Origin of the sequence: Amycolatopsis sp., assembly GCF_035276945.1 — a bacterium.
In the GTDB taxonomy this organism is placed as follows: domain Bacteria; phylum Actinomycetota; class Actinomycetes; order Mycobacteriales; family Pseudonocardiaceae; genus Amycolatopsis_E.
Window position 1 is genome coordinate 1 of the sequence record NZ_DATELF010000164.1, and the last position, 14,127, is coordinate 14,127.

Consider the following 14,127-nt stretch of genomic DNA (forward strand, 5'->3'; position numbering starts at 1 on the left):
AGCGCGGGCAGCCGGGTGACGCGGGTCGCCGCCCACCAAGTGAGCCGGGACAGCCGGCGCGCCACGTAGTCGCCGTGCCGGGTCGGCTCGCCGGCGAACACGAACCGGCCCCCGGGCTTGAGCACGCGCAGGATCTCGCCGAACGCGAGGTCGAGGTCCGGGATGTGGTGCAGCACGGCATGCCCGACGACGATGTCGAACGACTCGTCCTCGTAAGGAAGCCGCTCGGCGTCGGCGACCCGTCCCTCGATGTCGAAGCCGAGATTGCGGGCGTTGCGCTGCGCGACCTCGACCATGCCGGGGCTCAGGTCGGTGGCGTGGCACTCGTCCAGGACGCCGGCGAGCTTGAGGTTGAGCGTGAAGAACCCGGTGCCGCAGCCGAGTTCGAGCGAGCGGCCGTACGGCCACCCGGCCGAGCCGGCGACGTGCACGAAGCGGTCGCGGGCGTAGTCGATGCAGCGCTGGTCGAACGAGATCGACCACTTCTCGTCGTAGGTGCCGGCCTCCCAGTCGTGGTAGAGGACGTTGGCCAGCTTGGGGTCGTCGTAGGCCGCCTTGACCTGCTCTGCCGTGGCATGCGGGTTCGGGGCGGGGTCGCTGCTCACCGGTCACTTCCCTTCGAACGTGGCCTTGCCCGGCCCGTTTTCGACGAAGGACCGCATCCCGTTCTTCTGGTCCTCGGTCGCCCACAGCGAGGTGAACAGGTGGGTCTCCAGTTTGAGGCCGCTGGCCAGGTCGCCGTCCAGGCCGCCGTCGATCGCCGCCTTGGCGTTGGCCAGCGCGACCGCCGGGCCGTTCGTGAACTGCGAGGCCCAGGCGAGCGCGGTCTGGTAGACGTCGTCGGGAGCCACGACCTGGTCCAGGATGCCGAGTGAAAGCGCTTCCTCCGCCTTGGCGAACCGTCCCGTGTAGACGAGGTCCTTGGCCTTGCTCGGCCCGGCCAGCCGGGCGAGCCGCTGCGTGCCGCCCGCCCCGGGGATGATTCCGAGCAGGATTTCCGGCTGGCCGACCTTGACGTTGTCGCCCGCCACCCGCCGGTCGGCCGCGAGCGCCAGTTCGAGCCCACCGCCCAGGGCGTATCCGGTGATCGCGGCAACGGTCGGCTTCGGAATCGCGGCCACCGCCGCCATGGTGGTCTGCAACGCGGTGGCGAAGGTGCGCATGTCGACGTAGGAACGGGCGGCCATTTCCTTGACATCCGCGCCGCCGCAGAACGTCTTCTCGCCGCCGTAGAGGATCACCGCCCGGACGTCGGCTCGTTCCCTCGCCTCCTTCGCGGCCTCGGCCAGCTCGTCCGTCACCTGGCCGTTGATCGCGTTGACCGGTGGGCGGTCCAACCGGATCGTGCCCACGCCCGAGTCCACTTCGAGCCGTACGAACTCACCCACGCTCGTCCTCCTTAACCGACCGGTAGCCAGGTTCTCACCCTATTACCTGCGCCGCGCGAAGAACCGCTCGCCCGAGCGCTCGAGCAGCAGGTCCTGGTCGAAGGTCTTCGACAGGTTCTCGGCGGTGAGCACGTCGTCGATCAGCCCGGACACCACGGCTTGGCCGTCGCGGAGCAGCAGCACGTGGGTGAACCCGGGCGGGATCTCCTCGACGTGGTGGGTGACCAGCACCATCGCGGGCGCGTCGGGATCCAGTGCCAGCGCGGACAGCCGCGTGACGAGATCTTCACGGCCACCGAGGTCCAGTCCGGCGGCCGGCTCGTCGAGCAGCAGCAGTTCCGGGTCGGTCATCAGCGAGCGGGCGATCAGCGTGCGCTTGCGCTCCCCCTCGGAGAGGGTGCCGAACGTGCGCTCGGCCAAGTGCGCGATACCCATCGCGCCGAGCAGTTCCATCGCGCGATCGACGTCCAGCTTGTCATATTCCTCGCGCCAGCGGCCGACCACGGCGTACCCGGCGCTCACCACGACGTCGCGCACCAGCTCGTCGCCCGGGACCCGGCTGCCGAACGCGCCGCTGGTGAACCCGATCCGCGGCCGGAGCTCGAAGACGCTGACCTTGCCCATCCGCTCGCCCAGCAGGTCCACGGTCCCGGTGGTCGGGTGCAGCTCGGCGGCGGCCAGCCGGAGCAGGGTGGTCTTGCCGGCCCCGTTGGCGCCCAGCACCACCCAGCGCTCGTCCAGCTCGACGTTCCAGTCGAGGTCGGCGAGCAGCTCGCTGCGCCCGCGCCGCACCGCCACACCCGACATCCGCACCACGAGATCGTCAAGCTCAATCACGGTGCCCATTGTGGCGAGCGACCCCCGTGCTCGTCGCGCCACCCCCGTACCGACCCGTACCAGAAGGTGAGACCCATCTGCCGGTAACCCTGCGCTGTGGCAGTATTCACGCCGTGACCACGTCCCGGTACCGCAGGCACGCCTTCTGGCGCAACCGCACCGTGGATCTGCTTCTGGTCGCGTCCTGCGGGTGTATCGGGACGCGGCACGGCTACTGACCTCTCCGGCGACTGCCCACGTCGTGTCGCGTCTGTGCGTTCTGCCCTGGTTCTTCGCGATCTTCCGGGAGTCCCGTTGTCTCACGCTGTCCTGCCCGACTTCGAGCTTCACCCGCAACTGTCCGATCCACGGCTGCCCGAACTGCTGCACCCCGATCGTCTACTGTGGACTCCCCGCGAGCTGGCCATGCTGACCCGCGCGGTCGCCGGCGACCTGGCCGGCCCGCTGCGCGAACTGCTCCGGTTCGACGCCGACCAGCGCTGGTGGGCGCGGCTCGCCCTGACCGACGGCGTGGAACTGTGGCTGCTGGCGTGGCTGCCGGGCCAGCACACCAAGCCGCACGACCACGGCGGCGCGGCCGGATCGTTCACCGTGCTGCAGGGCGAGCTGGCCGAGGAGTACCGCTACCCCGGTTGCCCGATCCGCAAGCGCACGCACGTCGCCGGTGAAGGCATCGGCTTCGGCGCCGGCCGCGCGCACCAGGTGTTCGGCGCGGGCTCGGAGCCGTCGGCCAGCGTGCACGCCTACTCCCCGCCGCTGGTACCGACCCGCGAGTACGCCTCGCTCGACGACGTGCCCACGGAGATCCCCGGCATAGTGACCGGATGACCGTCGACGAGATGCTGGCCGCCGCCCGGTCGACCCTGGACCGGGTCGGCCCGGCCGGCGCGCGTGAGCTGCAGGCCGAGGGCGCGCTGATCGTGGACATCCGGCCGGTCGCCAACCGGGCCGCCGAGGGCGAAATCCCGGGCTCGGTGCCGATCGAGCGAATCCACCTGGAATGGCGCCTCGACCCGGCCGGCGACCACCGGCTGCCCGAAGTCCACGCCGAACTACCGGTGGTGATCGTGTGCAACGAGGGCTACGCCTCCAGCCTCGCCGCCGCCGACCTGCGACGCCTCGGCCTGCGCCGCGCCACCGACCTCGACGGCGGCTACCGCGCCTGGCTCGCGGCCGGCCTCCCCACCCGCCCCGGCCCCACCCCCGCCGTCCCCTGACCCCCACGCGAGTCCAGCTCCCACCCTGCGCGAGTCGGGCTCCCGCGACCCGCGAGTCGGGCTCTCGCGCTGGGCGAGTCGGGCTCCCGCGACCCCCGAGTCCGGCTTCCGCGACACGCGAGTCCGGCCTTCGGGACAGGCGAGTTGCCCAACGGGAACGAGCGCGGCGCGAAGACGGAACTCGACCGCCACGAAAGCCGAACTCGCACGTCACCAAACCCGGACTCGCACGTCACCAAACCCCGACTCGCGGGTCGCGGAAGCCCGACTCGCGGGTCGCGGAAGCCCGACTCGGGGGTCGCGGAAGCCGGACTCGCGGGGGTCAGGCGTGGATGACGCGGCCCAGTTCGGCCGGGGTGGCGAGCAGGGGGTGGCGCGGCAGGATGCGGACCGTGTAGCCGAGTGAGCCCGCGTGCGGAAGCCGCAGGACCGCGGTGAACTCGCCGATCCCGGTGCTGTCCATCGGCACGGTGATCGGCTCGTGCAGGTCGTCGGTGTCGGCGACACTGCCGACCACCGCCTGCACCTCGACGTCGGAGGGTTCCAGCCCGGCGAGGTCGAGGTGCGCCCGCACCCGCACCTCATTGCCGACCACCAGCGCTTCCGGCGGCTCGACGGTCAACTCGGTGTCGAAGATCCGCACCTTGCTCCACGTCGAGTCGATCCTCTTCCGGTACTCGGCCAGCGACTTCGCCCCGGCGTAGGAGTCCCGGGAAGCCGCGGCCACCGTCCGCGCCGCGGGCTGGTAGCAGGTCTCGACGTACTCACGCACCATCCGCGAGGCCTGCACGCGCGGTCCGAGGGTGTCGAGCGTGTGCCACACCCGTGACATCCAGCCCTTCGACACACCGCGGTCGTCGCGCTCGTAGAACAGCGGGGCGATCTGCTGCCCGAGCAGGTCGTACAGCGCGGCCGCCTCGAGTTCGTCACGCCGCAGCGGATCGGTGATGCCGTCCGCGGTCGGGATCGCCCATCCGTTGCTGCCGTCGTAGCACTCGTCCCACCAACCGTCCCGAATGGACAGATTGAGCCCGCCGTTGAGCGCCGACTTCATGCCCGAGGTGCCGCACGCCTCCAGCGGCCTGGTCGGGTTGTTGAGCCAGAGGTCGCAGCCGCGGTACAGATAGCGGGCCATGGACATGTCGTAGTCGGGCAGGAAGACCATCCGCTGCCGCACGGCCGGATCGTCGACGAACCGGACGATCTGCTGGATCAGCGCCTTGCCGCCCTCGTCGGCGGGATGGGACTTGCCCGCCACCACGATCTGGATCGGCCGCTTATCGTCAAGCAGTAGCGCGCGCAGCCGCTCGGGGTCGCGGAGCATCAGGGTCAGCCGTTTGTAGGTGGGCACCCGGCGGGCGAATCCGACGGTGAGCACGTTCGGGTCGAAGACCCGCTCCACCCAGCCCAGTTCCAGCGCCGACGCGCCCCGCTGCAACCACGCGTCCCGCACGCGCCGGCGCACCTCGGCGACCAGCTTCTGGCGGAGGTCACGCCGGACCGCCCACAACTGCTCGTCGCTGACGCCCTGCCGGCTCGGCACCAAGCCCGACTCATCCAGGGAACCCCACGCCGTGCCCTTCATGTGCTTCCCACCGAGCAACGCCGTCAGCTCACGAGCGACCCACGTCGGCCCGTGCACGCCGTTCGTCACCGACGTGATCGGCACCTCGTCATCGTCGAAACCGGGCCACAGCCGGGCGAACATCCGGCGCGAGACGCGACCGTGCAAAGCGGACACACCGTTCGCGCGTTGCGCGAGCCGCAGCCCCATGTGCGCCATGTTGAACATGCCCGGGTTGTCTTCGGCGCCCAGCGCGAGAATCCGGCGGAGGTCGAGGCCGGGCAGCAGCCTGCCGTCTCCGAAGTAGTGTTGCACGAGATCGACCGGAAACCGGTCGATCCCGGCGGAGACCGGGGTGTGCGTGGTGAACACCGTGCCCGCGCGCACCGCCGACAGCACCTCGTCGAAAGCGAGCCCGTGCTCGTCGATGATCTCTCGTGCGCGCTCCAGGCCGAGGAAGCCCGCGTGCCCCTCGTTGGTGTGAAAGACCTCGGGCTGCGGATGCCCGTTCAGCTCGCAGTAGCGCCGCACCGCCCGCATACCGCCGATGCCCGCCAGGATCTCCTGGCGGATGCGGTGGTTGGCGTCGCCGCCGTAGAGCCGGTCGCTGACGCGGCGAAGGTCGTCGTCGTTGGCGTCGATGTCGGTGTCCAGCAGGAGCAACGGGATCCGGCCGACCTGGGCCTTCCACACCTGCGCGTGCAGTTCGCGGCCACCGGACATGGCGACGCTGACCAGCACCTGCCGCCCGGCCGCGTCGGTGAGCAGTTCCAGCGGGAGCGCGCTCGGGTCGATCACCGGGTACTTCTCGACCTGCCAGCCGTCCAGCGACAGGCCCTGCCGGAAGTAACCCGACCGGTACAGCGGCCCCACGCCGATCAGCGGCACGCCCAGGTCCGAGGCGGCCTTGAGGTGGTCACCGGCGAGCACCCCGAGCCCGCCGGAATAGTTCGGCAGCGCCTCGTGCACGCCGAACTCCATGCAGAAGTAGCCGATCGCGGCCGGGGCTTCGGCACCGGAGAACCGTTGCTGGTACCAGCGTTCCTCGGTCAGGTACCGGTCGAGGTCCTCGGTGACCGCGCGGGCCCTGGCCAGGAACTCCTCGTCGGCCGCCAGTTCCTCGAGCCGGGTCGGCGGCACCGCGAGCAGCATCCGCAGCGGATCACGCACGCGCCGGAACAGCTCGTCGTCCATCGACGCGAACAGGTCCCGCGTCGGCGGATGCCAGGTCCAGCGCAGGTTGGTCGCCAGCGCCCGGAGCCCGGTGAGCTGTTCCGGAAGGCTCGCGCGCACGGTGAACCGGCGGATTGCTCTCATAACGATCGACCATAGCGTTACCCTGCAGGCCGGCTCTCGCCTTCGTGGAGGGGACCACAGAACACACACGGGCCTTGCCAAACGGGCCGGTAAGGTCTGCGTGTCCGGACGCGATCGTGGTTGGGGTCAGACATGCAACATGGGGGACATCGGCGCCCGTTCGCCACGGCGATCGCGAGTGCGCTGGCCATCGGCCTGGTCGCCTGTGGGGGCAGCGGCGCGGGCAGCACCAGCGCGGCCGACAACGTGGCCGGACTGCCGATCACCCACTTCTCCAGCGGGCTCAAGCCGAACGCGCCGACGCCGGACCTGGTCGTGCACAACGTCAGCGACGACGAGTCGGACAGGGTCGCCACCGCCGCCATCGCCGACGTCCAGGACTACTGGAACGAACGGCTGCCCGTCGACTTCGGCATCAAGTTCGAGCCGGTGACGAAGCTGCTGTCGTACGAGTCCAGCGGTGCGAACCAGCAGAACGGCTGCGGAGACACGAAACGCAACGTCAACGCCTTCTACTGCAGCCGTGACGACTCGGTGAGCTGGGACCGTGGCGTGCTGCTGCCGCAGATGCTCCAGCAGTTCGGGCAGCTGTCCGTGGTCACCGTGCTGGCGCACGAATTCGGCCACGCCGTGCAGTACCGGCTCAAGGACAAGGCCGGCATCGCCAACAACACGCCGACGATCGTCAAGGAGCAGCAGGCGGACTGCTTCGCCGGCGCGTACTTCCGGTGGGTGGTCGAAGGCAAGAGCACCTATTTCAACGTCTCCACCTCGGACGGGCTGAACGCGGCCCTGTCCTCGCTGTTCCTGGTGCGGGACAGCGCCGGCACCTCCGCCACCGACAACCAGGCCCACGGCACCGCCTTCGACCGGATCTTCGCCTTCCAGCTCGGTTTCGAAAAGAGCCCCAAGGACTGCGCGGCGCTCGACCTGAACAATATCCAGCCGCGCCTGACCGAGCGGCCCCTCGACCGCAAAGACCGCAACAAGGGCGACCTCCCCATCAACGAGCAGGCGATCAGCTACCTCCAGAAGAGCCTCGACGAGGCGTTCTCCAAAGCGGGCGTCCAGGCGCCCCAGATCGTCGATCAGGGCGGCACCTGCCAGGGCGGCCCCGACACGCCCCCGGCGTCGTACTGTCCCGACACGAACAGGGTCAGCATCGACCTCGCCGCGCTCGCCAAACTCGGCAAGCCGGTGGACCAGGAAGCCGAGTTCAGCGGCGAGGAGACCGGCGGGCACGGTGACTTCGCGGCACTGTCCGAGGTCGCCTCCCGCTACGCCCTGGGGATCCAGAAGGGCGTCGGCGCGAAGGTGGACAACGCCAATGCCGGACTGCGGACGGCGTGCCTGGTCGGGGCCTGGGCGGCGGCGATCAACAAAACGCAGGGCAACGACCTGCGGCTGTCGGCGGGTGACCTCGACGAGGCGATCTCCGACCTGCTCCGGCCGGACGGGCTGGTCGCCGCCGACGTCAACGGCAAGCGCGCGGACGCCGGATTCACCCGCGTCGAGGCCATGCGCATCGGTTACCTGCAAGGCTCCTCGCCCTGCAGCAGCCAGTACCCGTAGGGGTGGCGCGACCGGCCCGTCGCGGCACCTCGGTCAGAACAGCGCGCTCGCCAGGTCGCGACGCGCCTTGGCCACCCGCGGGTCGGCCGGGTCGAAGAGCTCGAACAGGCCGACCAGGTGCTGGCGCACGCGGTTGCGGTCCTCGCCCGAGGTGCGCCGGACCACGTTGAGCAGCCGGGCGAAGCCGTCCTCGATCTTGTTCTCCGCGACCTCGAAGTCCGCGGCCGCGAGCTGCGCGTCCAGGTTGCCGGGCTCGGCGTCGGCCCGCGCGACGGCGGTCGGGTCGACCACGCTGGCCCTGGCCGCGAACCGCACCTGCGCGAGCGCCGCCTTCGCGTGCTCGTTGGCCGGTTCGGCGTCGAGGATGCGCTGGTAGGCTGTCTCCGCCTCGGCGAAGTCACCACGTTCGAACGCGGCTTCGGCCTCGGTGAACCGCGGATCCTCCGGCGCGTCGGCCGGTGCGGCCACCCCGGCCTCGGGCAGCTTGTCCTTCAGCGCGTCGAGCAGCGCGTTGAGCCACTTCCTGATCTCCGGCTCGGGCAGCGCCCCGGAGAACGCGTCGACCGGCTGGCCGCCCGCGATCGCGACCACCGTCGGAATCGACTGCACACCGAACAGCTGCGCGACCCGCGGGTTGGCGTCGACGTCGATCTTGGCCAGCACCCAGGCACCGCCCGCCTGCCCGGCCAGCCGTTCCAATACCGGGCTGAGCTGCTTGCACGGCCCGCACCAGTCGGCCCACAGGTCGACCACGACGAGCTGACGCAGGGACCGCTCGACGACCTCGGACTGGAAGGTGGCCTCGGTGACGTCGATCACCGACGTCTGGCCGCCCTCGGTGGGCGCCGGGGCGGGCTGGGCCGATTGCTTGCGCGCCGCGTCCGCGCGTGCCTTCAGCGCGGACAGGTCGACCGCGCCGGACAGCGCGGCGGACATTGCTGCTGACTTCGCTGCTGATCCGCGTGGTTGTGTCACGGTTCCATCCTGGCACGACCGGCGCGCGACCAACCGGGTGCCCGCACCCTTAGTCTTCGCGGTCCGCCAGCTTCTGTTCCACGCGTGCCACCTTGGCCTCGATCTGGCCGGAGTCGTAGCCGGGCCGGATGTCCGCCTTCAGCACGAGGCTGACCCGGGGCGCCCCCTCGCCCGCGGCCTCGACCGCGCGCTTGATGACGTCCATCACCTCGTCCCAGGAGCCTTCGATGTTGGTGAACATCGCGTTGGTCGAATTCGGCAGCCCGGACTCCCGGACCACCCTCACCGCGCGCGCCACCGCCTCGCTCACGCCGCCGTCGGGATCACCGCCCGCGGGGCTGACGCTGAATGCCACGATCATGTCGAACCTCCTGGCTGTAGGGCACACCCTGCGGTCTCGCCGGTACCCGCTGGTAGCTTCCAGGATTATGAACCGCCCGTTGCCGTTCGACCCGATCGCGCGCGCGGCCGAACTGTGGGAGGACCGGATCGGCCCCTCCGGCACCATGGCCGCCGTGACGGGCATCATGCGTGTCCAGCAGATCATCCAGTCCGCCGTGGACGGTGCGCTGAAACCGCACAGGCTGACCTTCGCGCGGTACGAGGCGCTCGTGCTGCTGACGTTCGCGCGGCGGTCGGCCCTGCCGATGCGGGTGATGGGCGAGCGGCTCCAACTACATCCCACCAGCGTCACCAACATCGTCGACCGCTTGGAGAAGGACGGGCTGGTCAAACGGGTCCCGCACCCGACCGACCGGCGGACGACTCTGGTGGAGATCACCGAGGAGGGCCGGGTTCGGCGCGCGGTGGCCACGGAAGCGGTCACGGCGATCGACTTCGGCCTCGTCGGCCTCACCGACAAACAGACCGAGCAGCTCACCGAACTGCTCACCAAGGTCCGCAAGGCCACCGGCGACTTCGTCGACTGACCGCGAGTCCCCCACTCCCGTCGCGCGAGTCCCTCCTTCGCTGCGCGCGAGTCCCGCGCTCCCGCACCGCGAGTTCCACCTTCGCGCACCGCGAGTTCCGCAAAGATGCATCGGACTCGCGCGTCCCAAAAACCGAACTCGCCTGTCCAGAAAGCCCGACTCGCGTGTCGCGAAAGCCCGACTCGCGTGTCGCGAAAGGCCGACTCGCGTGTCGCGAAAGCCCGACTCGCGCGTCGCGAAAGGCCGACTCGCGCGGGGGGGTCAGGCGGAGAGGGGTTCGCGGGCGAAGAGGCCGGTGCCGCCGTGGGTCAGGCGCTCCGGGCCGTCGAGCTTGCCGGTGCGCAGCGCCCAGGTCTCGAACCACCAGGTGAACAGCGGCGGAACGCTCGACAGCAGGGCGAACACCAGGGTCTTCGGCTTCCAGCCCAGTGGCTTGAACACGGCGAGGCTGGTCACGACGTAGGTGACGAACACGATCCCGTGCACCATGCCGAGCACCGGGACGCCGCCCTCGTGCGCGGAGTGCACGACGTGCTTGAAGAACATGCCGATCAGCAAACCCGCCCAGGAGAACGCCTCGGCGATCGCGGCCACGCGGAAGACTTGAGCGGCCTTGCTGGACACGAATTTCCTCCCTGGGAGCTGCACGTGAAAAAGTCCGACAGCGTATCGACCTCGCCGTCGGACGTTGCACCACAAGTGTGCGCCGTGAGCCGCATCACCAGGAAACCGGGGTGCGTGATCATTCTCTCAGGCACCCCGGACCGCTCGTTCGCCGCCCGGTCCGCTCGCCCAGGTCGCGGCGGACGCGTTCCCGGTGGGCCGGAAGTCCACTGTGGGCCCCCGGTCAGCGGTCCAGGGAGACCCACTCGCGGTCGCTGGGTATCCCGTCTGCCCGCAACCCCGCCACGTACCGCATCCGTGGCGCCTGGGCTCCGCCGTGATGACCACGTCGCGGCCACCGTCCAGACGCACCACCGCGCGGGGGGAAGCTCGGCGCGGTGAGCGGGAACTGCCCGATGCCGGCTGCCGCGAAAGCCAGGAGTTTCCGCATTGGTCACGCACCCACCGCGATGCCGAACACGTGCAGGCTGCCGCCGGTCACCGTGGCGGGCAAGGTGACCTTCGCGACCTGCTTGCCCGCGGTCAGCGTGATCGGGGCAGTGGCGAAGACGTAGGTCCTCACCTGCTGCGGGTCGCCGCCCATACTGTTGCGATAGGACGTGGTGATCGCGGTGCGGTTGCCGTACGCGGGCTGCGCGGTGCCGCCGCCGAGCGTCCAGTCGGAAAAGCCGATCTCCGCGGTGCCGGTGGTGCCGTCGGTGTAGGTGACGGTCACCGTGCCCGAGGCGTTGCCGTTGCTGGCCGCGCCGAGGAAGGCGAGCCGTCCCGCCCCCTGGACGTTCACGGTCTGTCCTTGCGCCTGCGCGTTGTCGGACTCCCCGGCCGGCGCGGACGGCCAGGTGTAGGACAAGCCGTCCACCGTCACCGTGCCGCCGGGCCGCACACCGGCCGCGGCCACCGCGTCCGACGAGTAGCTGTACCCGACGCCGTCGAAGTTGGCCGACGAGGGCTTCGAATCGGGCGAGATCCCGGTGTTGTTGAGCGCCGCGAGCCAGCTGCCCGGCTCGGCGACGAGCACGCCGATGGTGGCGTGCATGCCCGGCTGCCCGGGCGAGGTGAAGGTCACCGGCACCTGGTAGGAGCCGTTCGCCGTCCCGGCCGCGACGTTCACGGTCACGCTCGCCCGCGCGATCGTCCCGGCGGGGACCACCAGGTCACCCGAGGACGGCGTCACCGTGATCCCGGCGGGAGGCGAAGCACTCCAGTGCCACGTCCGGGCCACGCCGGACAAATCCTGCACCCCGACGGCGGTCCGAGCGGAAGAACCGGCGGGCGCCATGACCCGCGCGGGATCCACAAAGGACAGACTGGGCGCCTCACCGTCCCGGAAGGACGGTGGCGCGTCGGCCGGGGCCGTTCCCCACGTGGTGTCCGGCGTACCGGACCGCGTGAAATCGAGCGTGCCGCCGCTGCTGACCAGGCCCTCCGGCAGCCAGGTCCTGGTCGTCGCGACGCCGTTGACCTTCAAGCCGGTGACGTAGGGTCCGTCGCCGGTACCGTTGATCGTGATCGTCTTCCCCGCACCGGTCTTCACCACGGCCTTGGAGAACAGTGGCGAGCCGAGCACCATCTCCGCGCGTCCCGGAATCTCCGGGTACATGCCCACTGCGGCCCACACATACCACGACGACATCTCGCCGAGGTCGTCGTTCCCGACCAGCCCCTCCGGGTTCGGGTTGTACAGCTCGTCCATCACCCGCCGGACGAGCGCCTGCGTCTTGTACGGCGCCCCGGCGAAGTCGTAGAACCAGGGCGTCTGAAGCGTCGGCTCGTTGCCCAGGAAGGCATACGGCAGCCTGGTTCCCGCGTTGAGCTGGGAGAAGAAAGTGTCCAATCGGGACACGACGGCCTGGTTTCCGCCGAACGCGGTGAACAGTCCGGCCACGTTGTAGGGCACCATCCAGCTGTACTGGGCGCCGTTGCCCTCGACCCAGCCCGAGCTGCTGGCCGGGTCGTACGGGGTGCCGAACGACCCGTCGGCGCGGCGCGGCTGCAGGTAGCCGGTGGCCGGGTTGAACAGGTTCCGCCAGTTCTGGGCCCGTTTCATGAAGTCCTGGAAGGTCGCGCCGTCGTCGAGCCGACGCGCCAGTTGCGCGATCGAGAAGTCCGCGCTGGTGTACTCCAGCGTGTCCGCACCCGCCCCCGGCACGTACCCGAGCCGCAGGTAGTCCTCGAGTCCAGGCCGTTCCACATAACCCTGGCTGCTGGTCTGGGTGGCGCCCTTGAGCATCAGCAGCAGCGCCTTGTTCGCGTCGAAATCCGTGGCGCCGAAGGCGTAGGCCGTGGACACGATGATGTGGTACGGATCGCCGTTCATCACGCCGGTGTAGTCGTTGGCCACGGTCCAGCGGTCCCAGGACCCGCCCTGCTCGGCGAAGGCGATCATCGACCGGGCGATGTCCGAGGTCTCCTTCGGCGCGAGCAACGCCAGCAGTTGCACCTCCGACCGGTAGATGTCCCAGCCGGAGAAGTTCGTGTACATGGCGTGGCCGTTGTCCGCGGTATGCACGCGACCGTCGAATCCCGGGTAATTCCCGTCGATGTCGGAGAACACGTTCGGCTGGATCAGGCTGTGGTAGAGCGAGGTGTAGAAGGTGGTGCGCTGGGCGTCGGTGCCACCTTCGACGACGATCTGGCCGAGCCGGTCGTTCCACGACTTGCGAGCGGCGGCGGCGATGTCGTCGAACGAGCGCGTGTTCTCCGCCCGCAGGTTGGCCTTCGCCCCATCGACCGACACAAAGGACAGTCCTACCTGGACGTTGACGGTGGTCCCGGTCAGGTTGGGGAAGGTCACCCAGCCGCCGCCCGGCCCGCTCACCGTGTTCGGGGTGACCGCGCCGTAGCGCCAGGTTCCGGTCGAGGCGAACGGCGTGTCGAACTTGGCGTAGAAGTAGACCCGGTAGTGGGAGTTGGTGCCGCAGAACCGGCCGCTGGACGCCCAGCCGCTGATGCTGTCCTTGCCGACGTCGAGCTGCGCGTCGTCAGTGCCCATCACCGACCCGGCGGCGTTGATCAGCAGAGTCGACGTGGCGCCCGCCGGGTAGGTGAACCGGCCGGACCCGGTCCGCTGCGTCGCGCTGAGCTCGACCTTGACCCCGCTGTCCAGCGTGACCTGGTAGCGGCCGGGGGCGGCCTGCTCGTTCGCGTGGGAGAAGCCGAGGTAATAGCGGCCCGGGTCGGTCGCCGGGGACGTGGTGACCTCGCCCGCGAAGGGAATGAACGGAACATCCTCGTAGGTGGAGCAGCCCGCGCCGGACAGGTGCGTCAGGCTGAACCCGCGGAGCTGGTTGTCGTCGTAGAAGTACCCGCCGTGCTGCTGCTTCACCGTGTCCGGGCTCCACTGCACCATGCCGAACGGCACGACGGCGCCCGGGAAGGTGTTGCCGGCGCCGCCGCCGGTGCCGTGGTCCGCACCGCCCGGACGGGTCCCCACGAACGGGTTGACCCATTTCGCCCAGTCCTGCTCCGGCGCCGCGGTCGCGTCCACACTCGGCATCATCACCGAGGTAACCACGAACCCCATCGCGAGCGCCAGCACGCGCGACAATCGCATAAGCCTCTCCCGCCCCACCCGTGACAACCTTGTCGAGCGTTCGCCACTCTCGTGAATGGTTGACGAGCGAGTCAAGCAACGCGGCGGAACCTGTCTCATTCAGGACATGCGAATACTCCTTACGCATGAAGGGATCCGTCCCCCGATTCGT

General features: G+C 69.8%; 12 protein-coding genes. 4 read left to right on the top strand and 8 right to left on the bottom strand.

What is annotated here, in order from left to right; all coding sequences use genetic code 11:
* From VJT49_RS29815 to VJT49_RS29825, 3 genes are all read right to left on the bottom strand, one after another.
* Window positions 1–605, bottom strand: a 605-nt coding sequence (locus VJT49_RS29815; RefSeq protein WP_324168294.1) for a class I SAM-dependent methyltransferase, incomplete at its 3' end; no start/stop codon positions are given.
* A gap of 3 nt (window positions 606–608) precedes the next feature.
* Window positions 609–1,388 carry an enoyl-CoA hydratase/isomerase family protein gene (locus VJT49_RS29820; protein WP_324168295.1) on the bottom strand — a complete coding sequence of 260 codons (780 nt, stop codon included), beginning with the start codon at window positions 1,386–1,388 and terminating at the stop codon, window positions 609–611.
* A gap of 42 nt (window positions 1,389–1,430) precedes the next feature.
* A complete protein-coding gene (locus VJT49_RS29825; RefSeq protein ID WP_324168296.1) occupies window positions 1,431–2,234 on the bottom strand; it encodes an ABC transporter ATP-binding protein in 804 nt (267 codons plus the stop codon).
* Between the two features lie 285 nt (window positions 2,235–2,519).
* On the opposite strand from VJT49_RS29825, the gene VJT49_RS29830 reads away from it, so the two are divergent.
* Entirely contained in the window at window positions 2,520–3,053 is a 534-nt protein-coding gene (locus VJT49_RS29830; protein ID WP_324168297.1) for a cysteine dioxygenase family protein, read from the top strand.
* A complete protein-coding gene (locus VJT49_RS29835; protein WP_324168298.1) occupies window positions 3,050–3,442 on the top strand; it encodes a rhodanese-like domain-containing protein in 393 nt (130 codons plus the stop codon). Before VJT49_RS29830 ends, VJT49_RS29835 begins: the two co-directional genes overlap by 4 nt.
* Window positions 3,443–3,764: 322 nt before the next feature.
* Here VJT49_RS29835 and glgP read toward each other — a convergent pair whose 3' ends face one another.
* Entirely contained in the window at window positions 3,765–6,323 is a 2,559-nt protein-coding gene (glgP, locus tag VJT49_RS29840; protein WP_324168299.1) for an alpha-glucan family phosphorylase, read from the bottom strand.
* Between the two features lie 132 nt (window positions 6,324–6,455).
* Between glgP and VJT49_RS29845 the strand changes: the two genes are divergently transcribed.
* Window positions 6,456–7,895: a neutral zinc metallopeptidase gene (locus tag VJT49_RS29845; RefSeq protein ID WP_324168300.1), complete on the top strand. Its 1,440-nt coding sequence runs from the start codon at window positions 6,456–6,458 to the stop codon at window positions 7,893–7,895.
* A 33-nt stretch (window positions 7,896–7,928) separates the two neighbouring features.
* Here the strand turns inward: VJT49_RS29845 and VJT49_RS29850 are convergent, their stop codons facing one another.
* Complete coding sequence (locus tag VJT49_RS29850; protein WP_324168301.1) at window positions 7,929–8,831, bottom strand: tetratricopeptide repeat protein; 903 nt, start codon at window positions 8,829–8,831, stop codon at window positions 7,929–7,931.
* A gap of 88 nt (window positions 8,832–8,919) precedes the next feature.
* Complete coding sequence (locus VJT49_RS29855) at window positions 8,920–9,231, bottom strand: thiamine-binding protein (protein WP_324168302.1); 312 nt, start codon at window positions 9,229–9,231, stop codon at window positions 8,920–8,922.
* Between the two features lie 67 nt (window positions 9,232–9,298).
* On the opposite strand from VJT49_RS29855, the gene VJT49_RS29860 reads away from it, so the two are divergent.
* Window positions 9,299–9,799, top strand: coding sequence for a MarR family transcriptional regulator (locus tag VJT49_RS29860; protein ID WP_324168303.1), 501 nt, complete (start codon window positions 9,299–9,301; stop codon window positions 9,797–9,799).
* A gap of 261 nt (window positions 9,800–10,060) precedes the next feature.
* Here VJT49_RS29860 and VJT49_RS29865 read toward each other — a convergent pair whose 3' ends face one another.
* Window positions 10,061–10,423: a DUF3817 domain-containing protein gene (locus VJT49_RS29865; protein WP_324168304.1), complete on the bottom strand. Its 363-nt coding sequence runs from the start codon at window positions 10,421–10,423 to the stop codon at window positions 10,061–10,063.
* Window positions 10,424–10,856: 433 nt separating this feature from the next.
* Complete coding sequence (locus VJT49_RS29870) at window positions 10,857–13,976, bottom strand: GH92 family glycosyl hydrolase (protein WP_324168305.1); 3,120 nt, start codon at window positions 13,974–13,976, stop codon at window positions 10,857–10,859.
* Between the last annotated feature and the right edge of the window lie 151 nt (window positions 13,977–14,127).

What these genes read in the sequence shown, in the direction of transcription:
- glgP (WP_324168299.1), bottom strand. Translation starts at nt 6,323, where the DNA reads ATGAGAGCAATCCGCCGGTTCACCGTGCGCGCGAGCCTTCCGGAACAG.
- VJT49_RS29825 (WP_324168296.1), bottom strand. Translation starts at nt 2,234, where the DNA reads ATGGGCACCGTGATTGAGCTTGACGATCTCGTGGTGCGGATGTCGGGT.
- VJT49_RS29850 (WP_324168301.1), bottom strand. Translation starts at nt 8,831, where the DNA reads ATGTCCGCCGCGCTGTCCGGCGCGGTCGACCTGTCCGCGCTGAAGGCA.
- VJT49_RS29870 (WP_324168305.1), bottom strand. Translation starts at nt 13,976, where the DNA reads ATGCGATTGTCGCGCGTGCTGGCGCTCGCGATGGGGTTCGTGGTTACC.
- VJT49_RS29855 (WP_324168302.1), bottom strand. Translation starts at nt 9,231, where the DNA reads ATGATCGTGGCATTCAGCGTCAGCCCCGCGGGCGGTGATCCCGACGGC.
- VJT49_RS29845 (WP_324168300.1), top strand. Translation starts at nt 6,456, where the DNA reads ATGCAACATGGGGGACATCGGCGCCCGTTCGCCACGGCGATCGCGAGT.
- VJT49_RS29860 (WP_324168303.1), top strand. Translation starts at nt 9,299, where the DNA reads ATGAACCGCCCGTTGCCGTTCGACCCGATCGCGCGCGCGGCCGAACTG.
- VJT49_RS29835 (WP_324168298.1), top strand. Translation starts at nt 3,050, where the DNA reads ATGACCGTCGACGAGATGCTGGCCGCCGCCCGGTCGACCCTGGACCGG.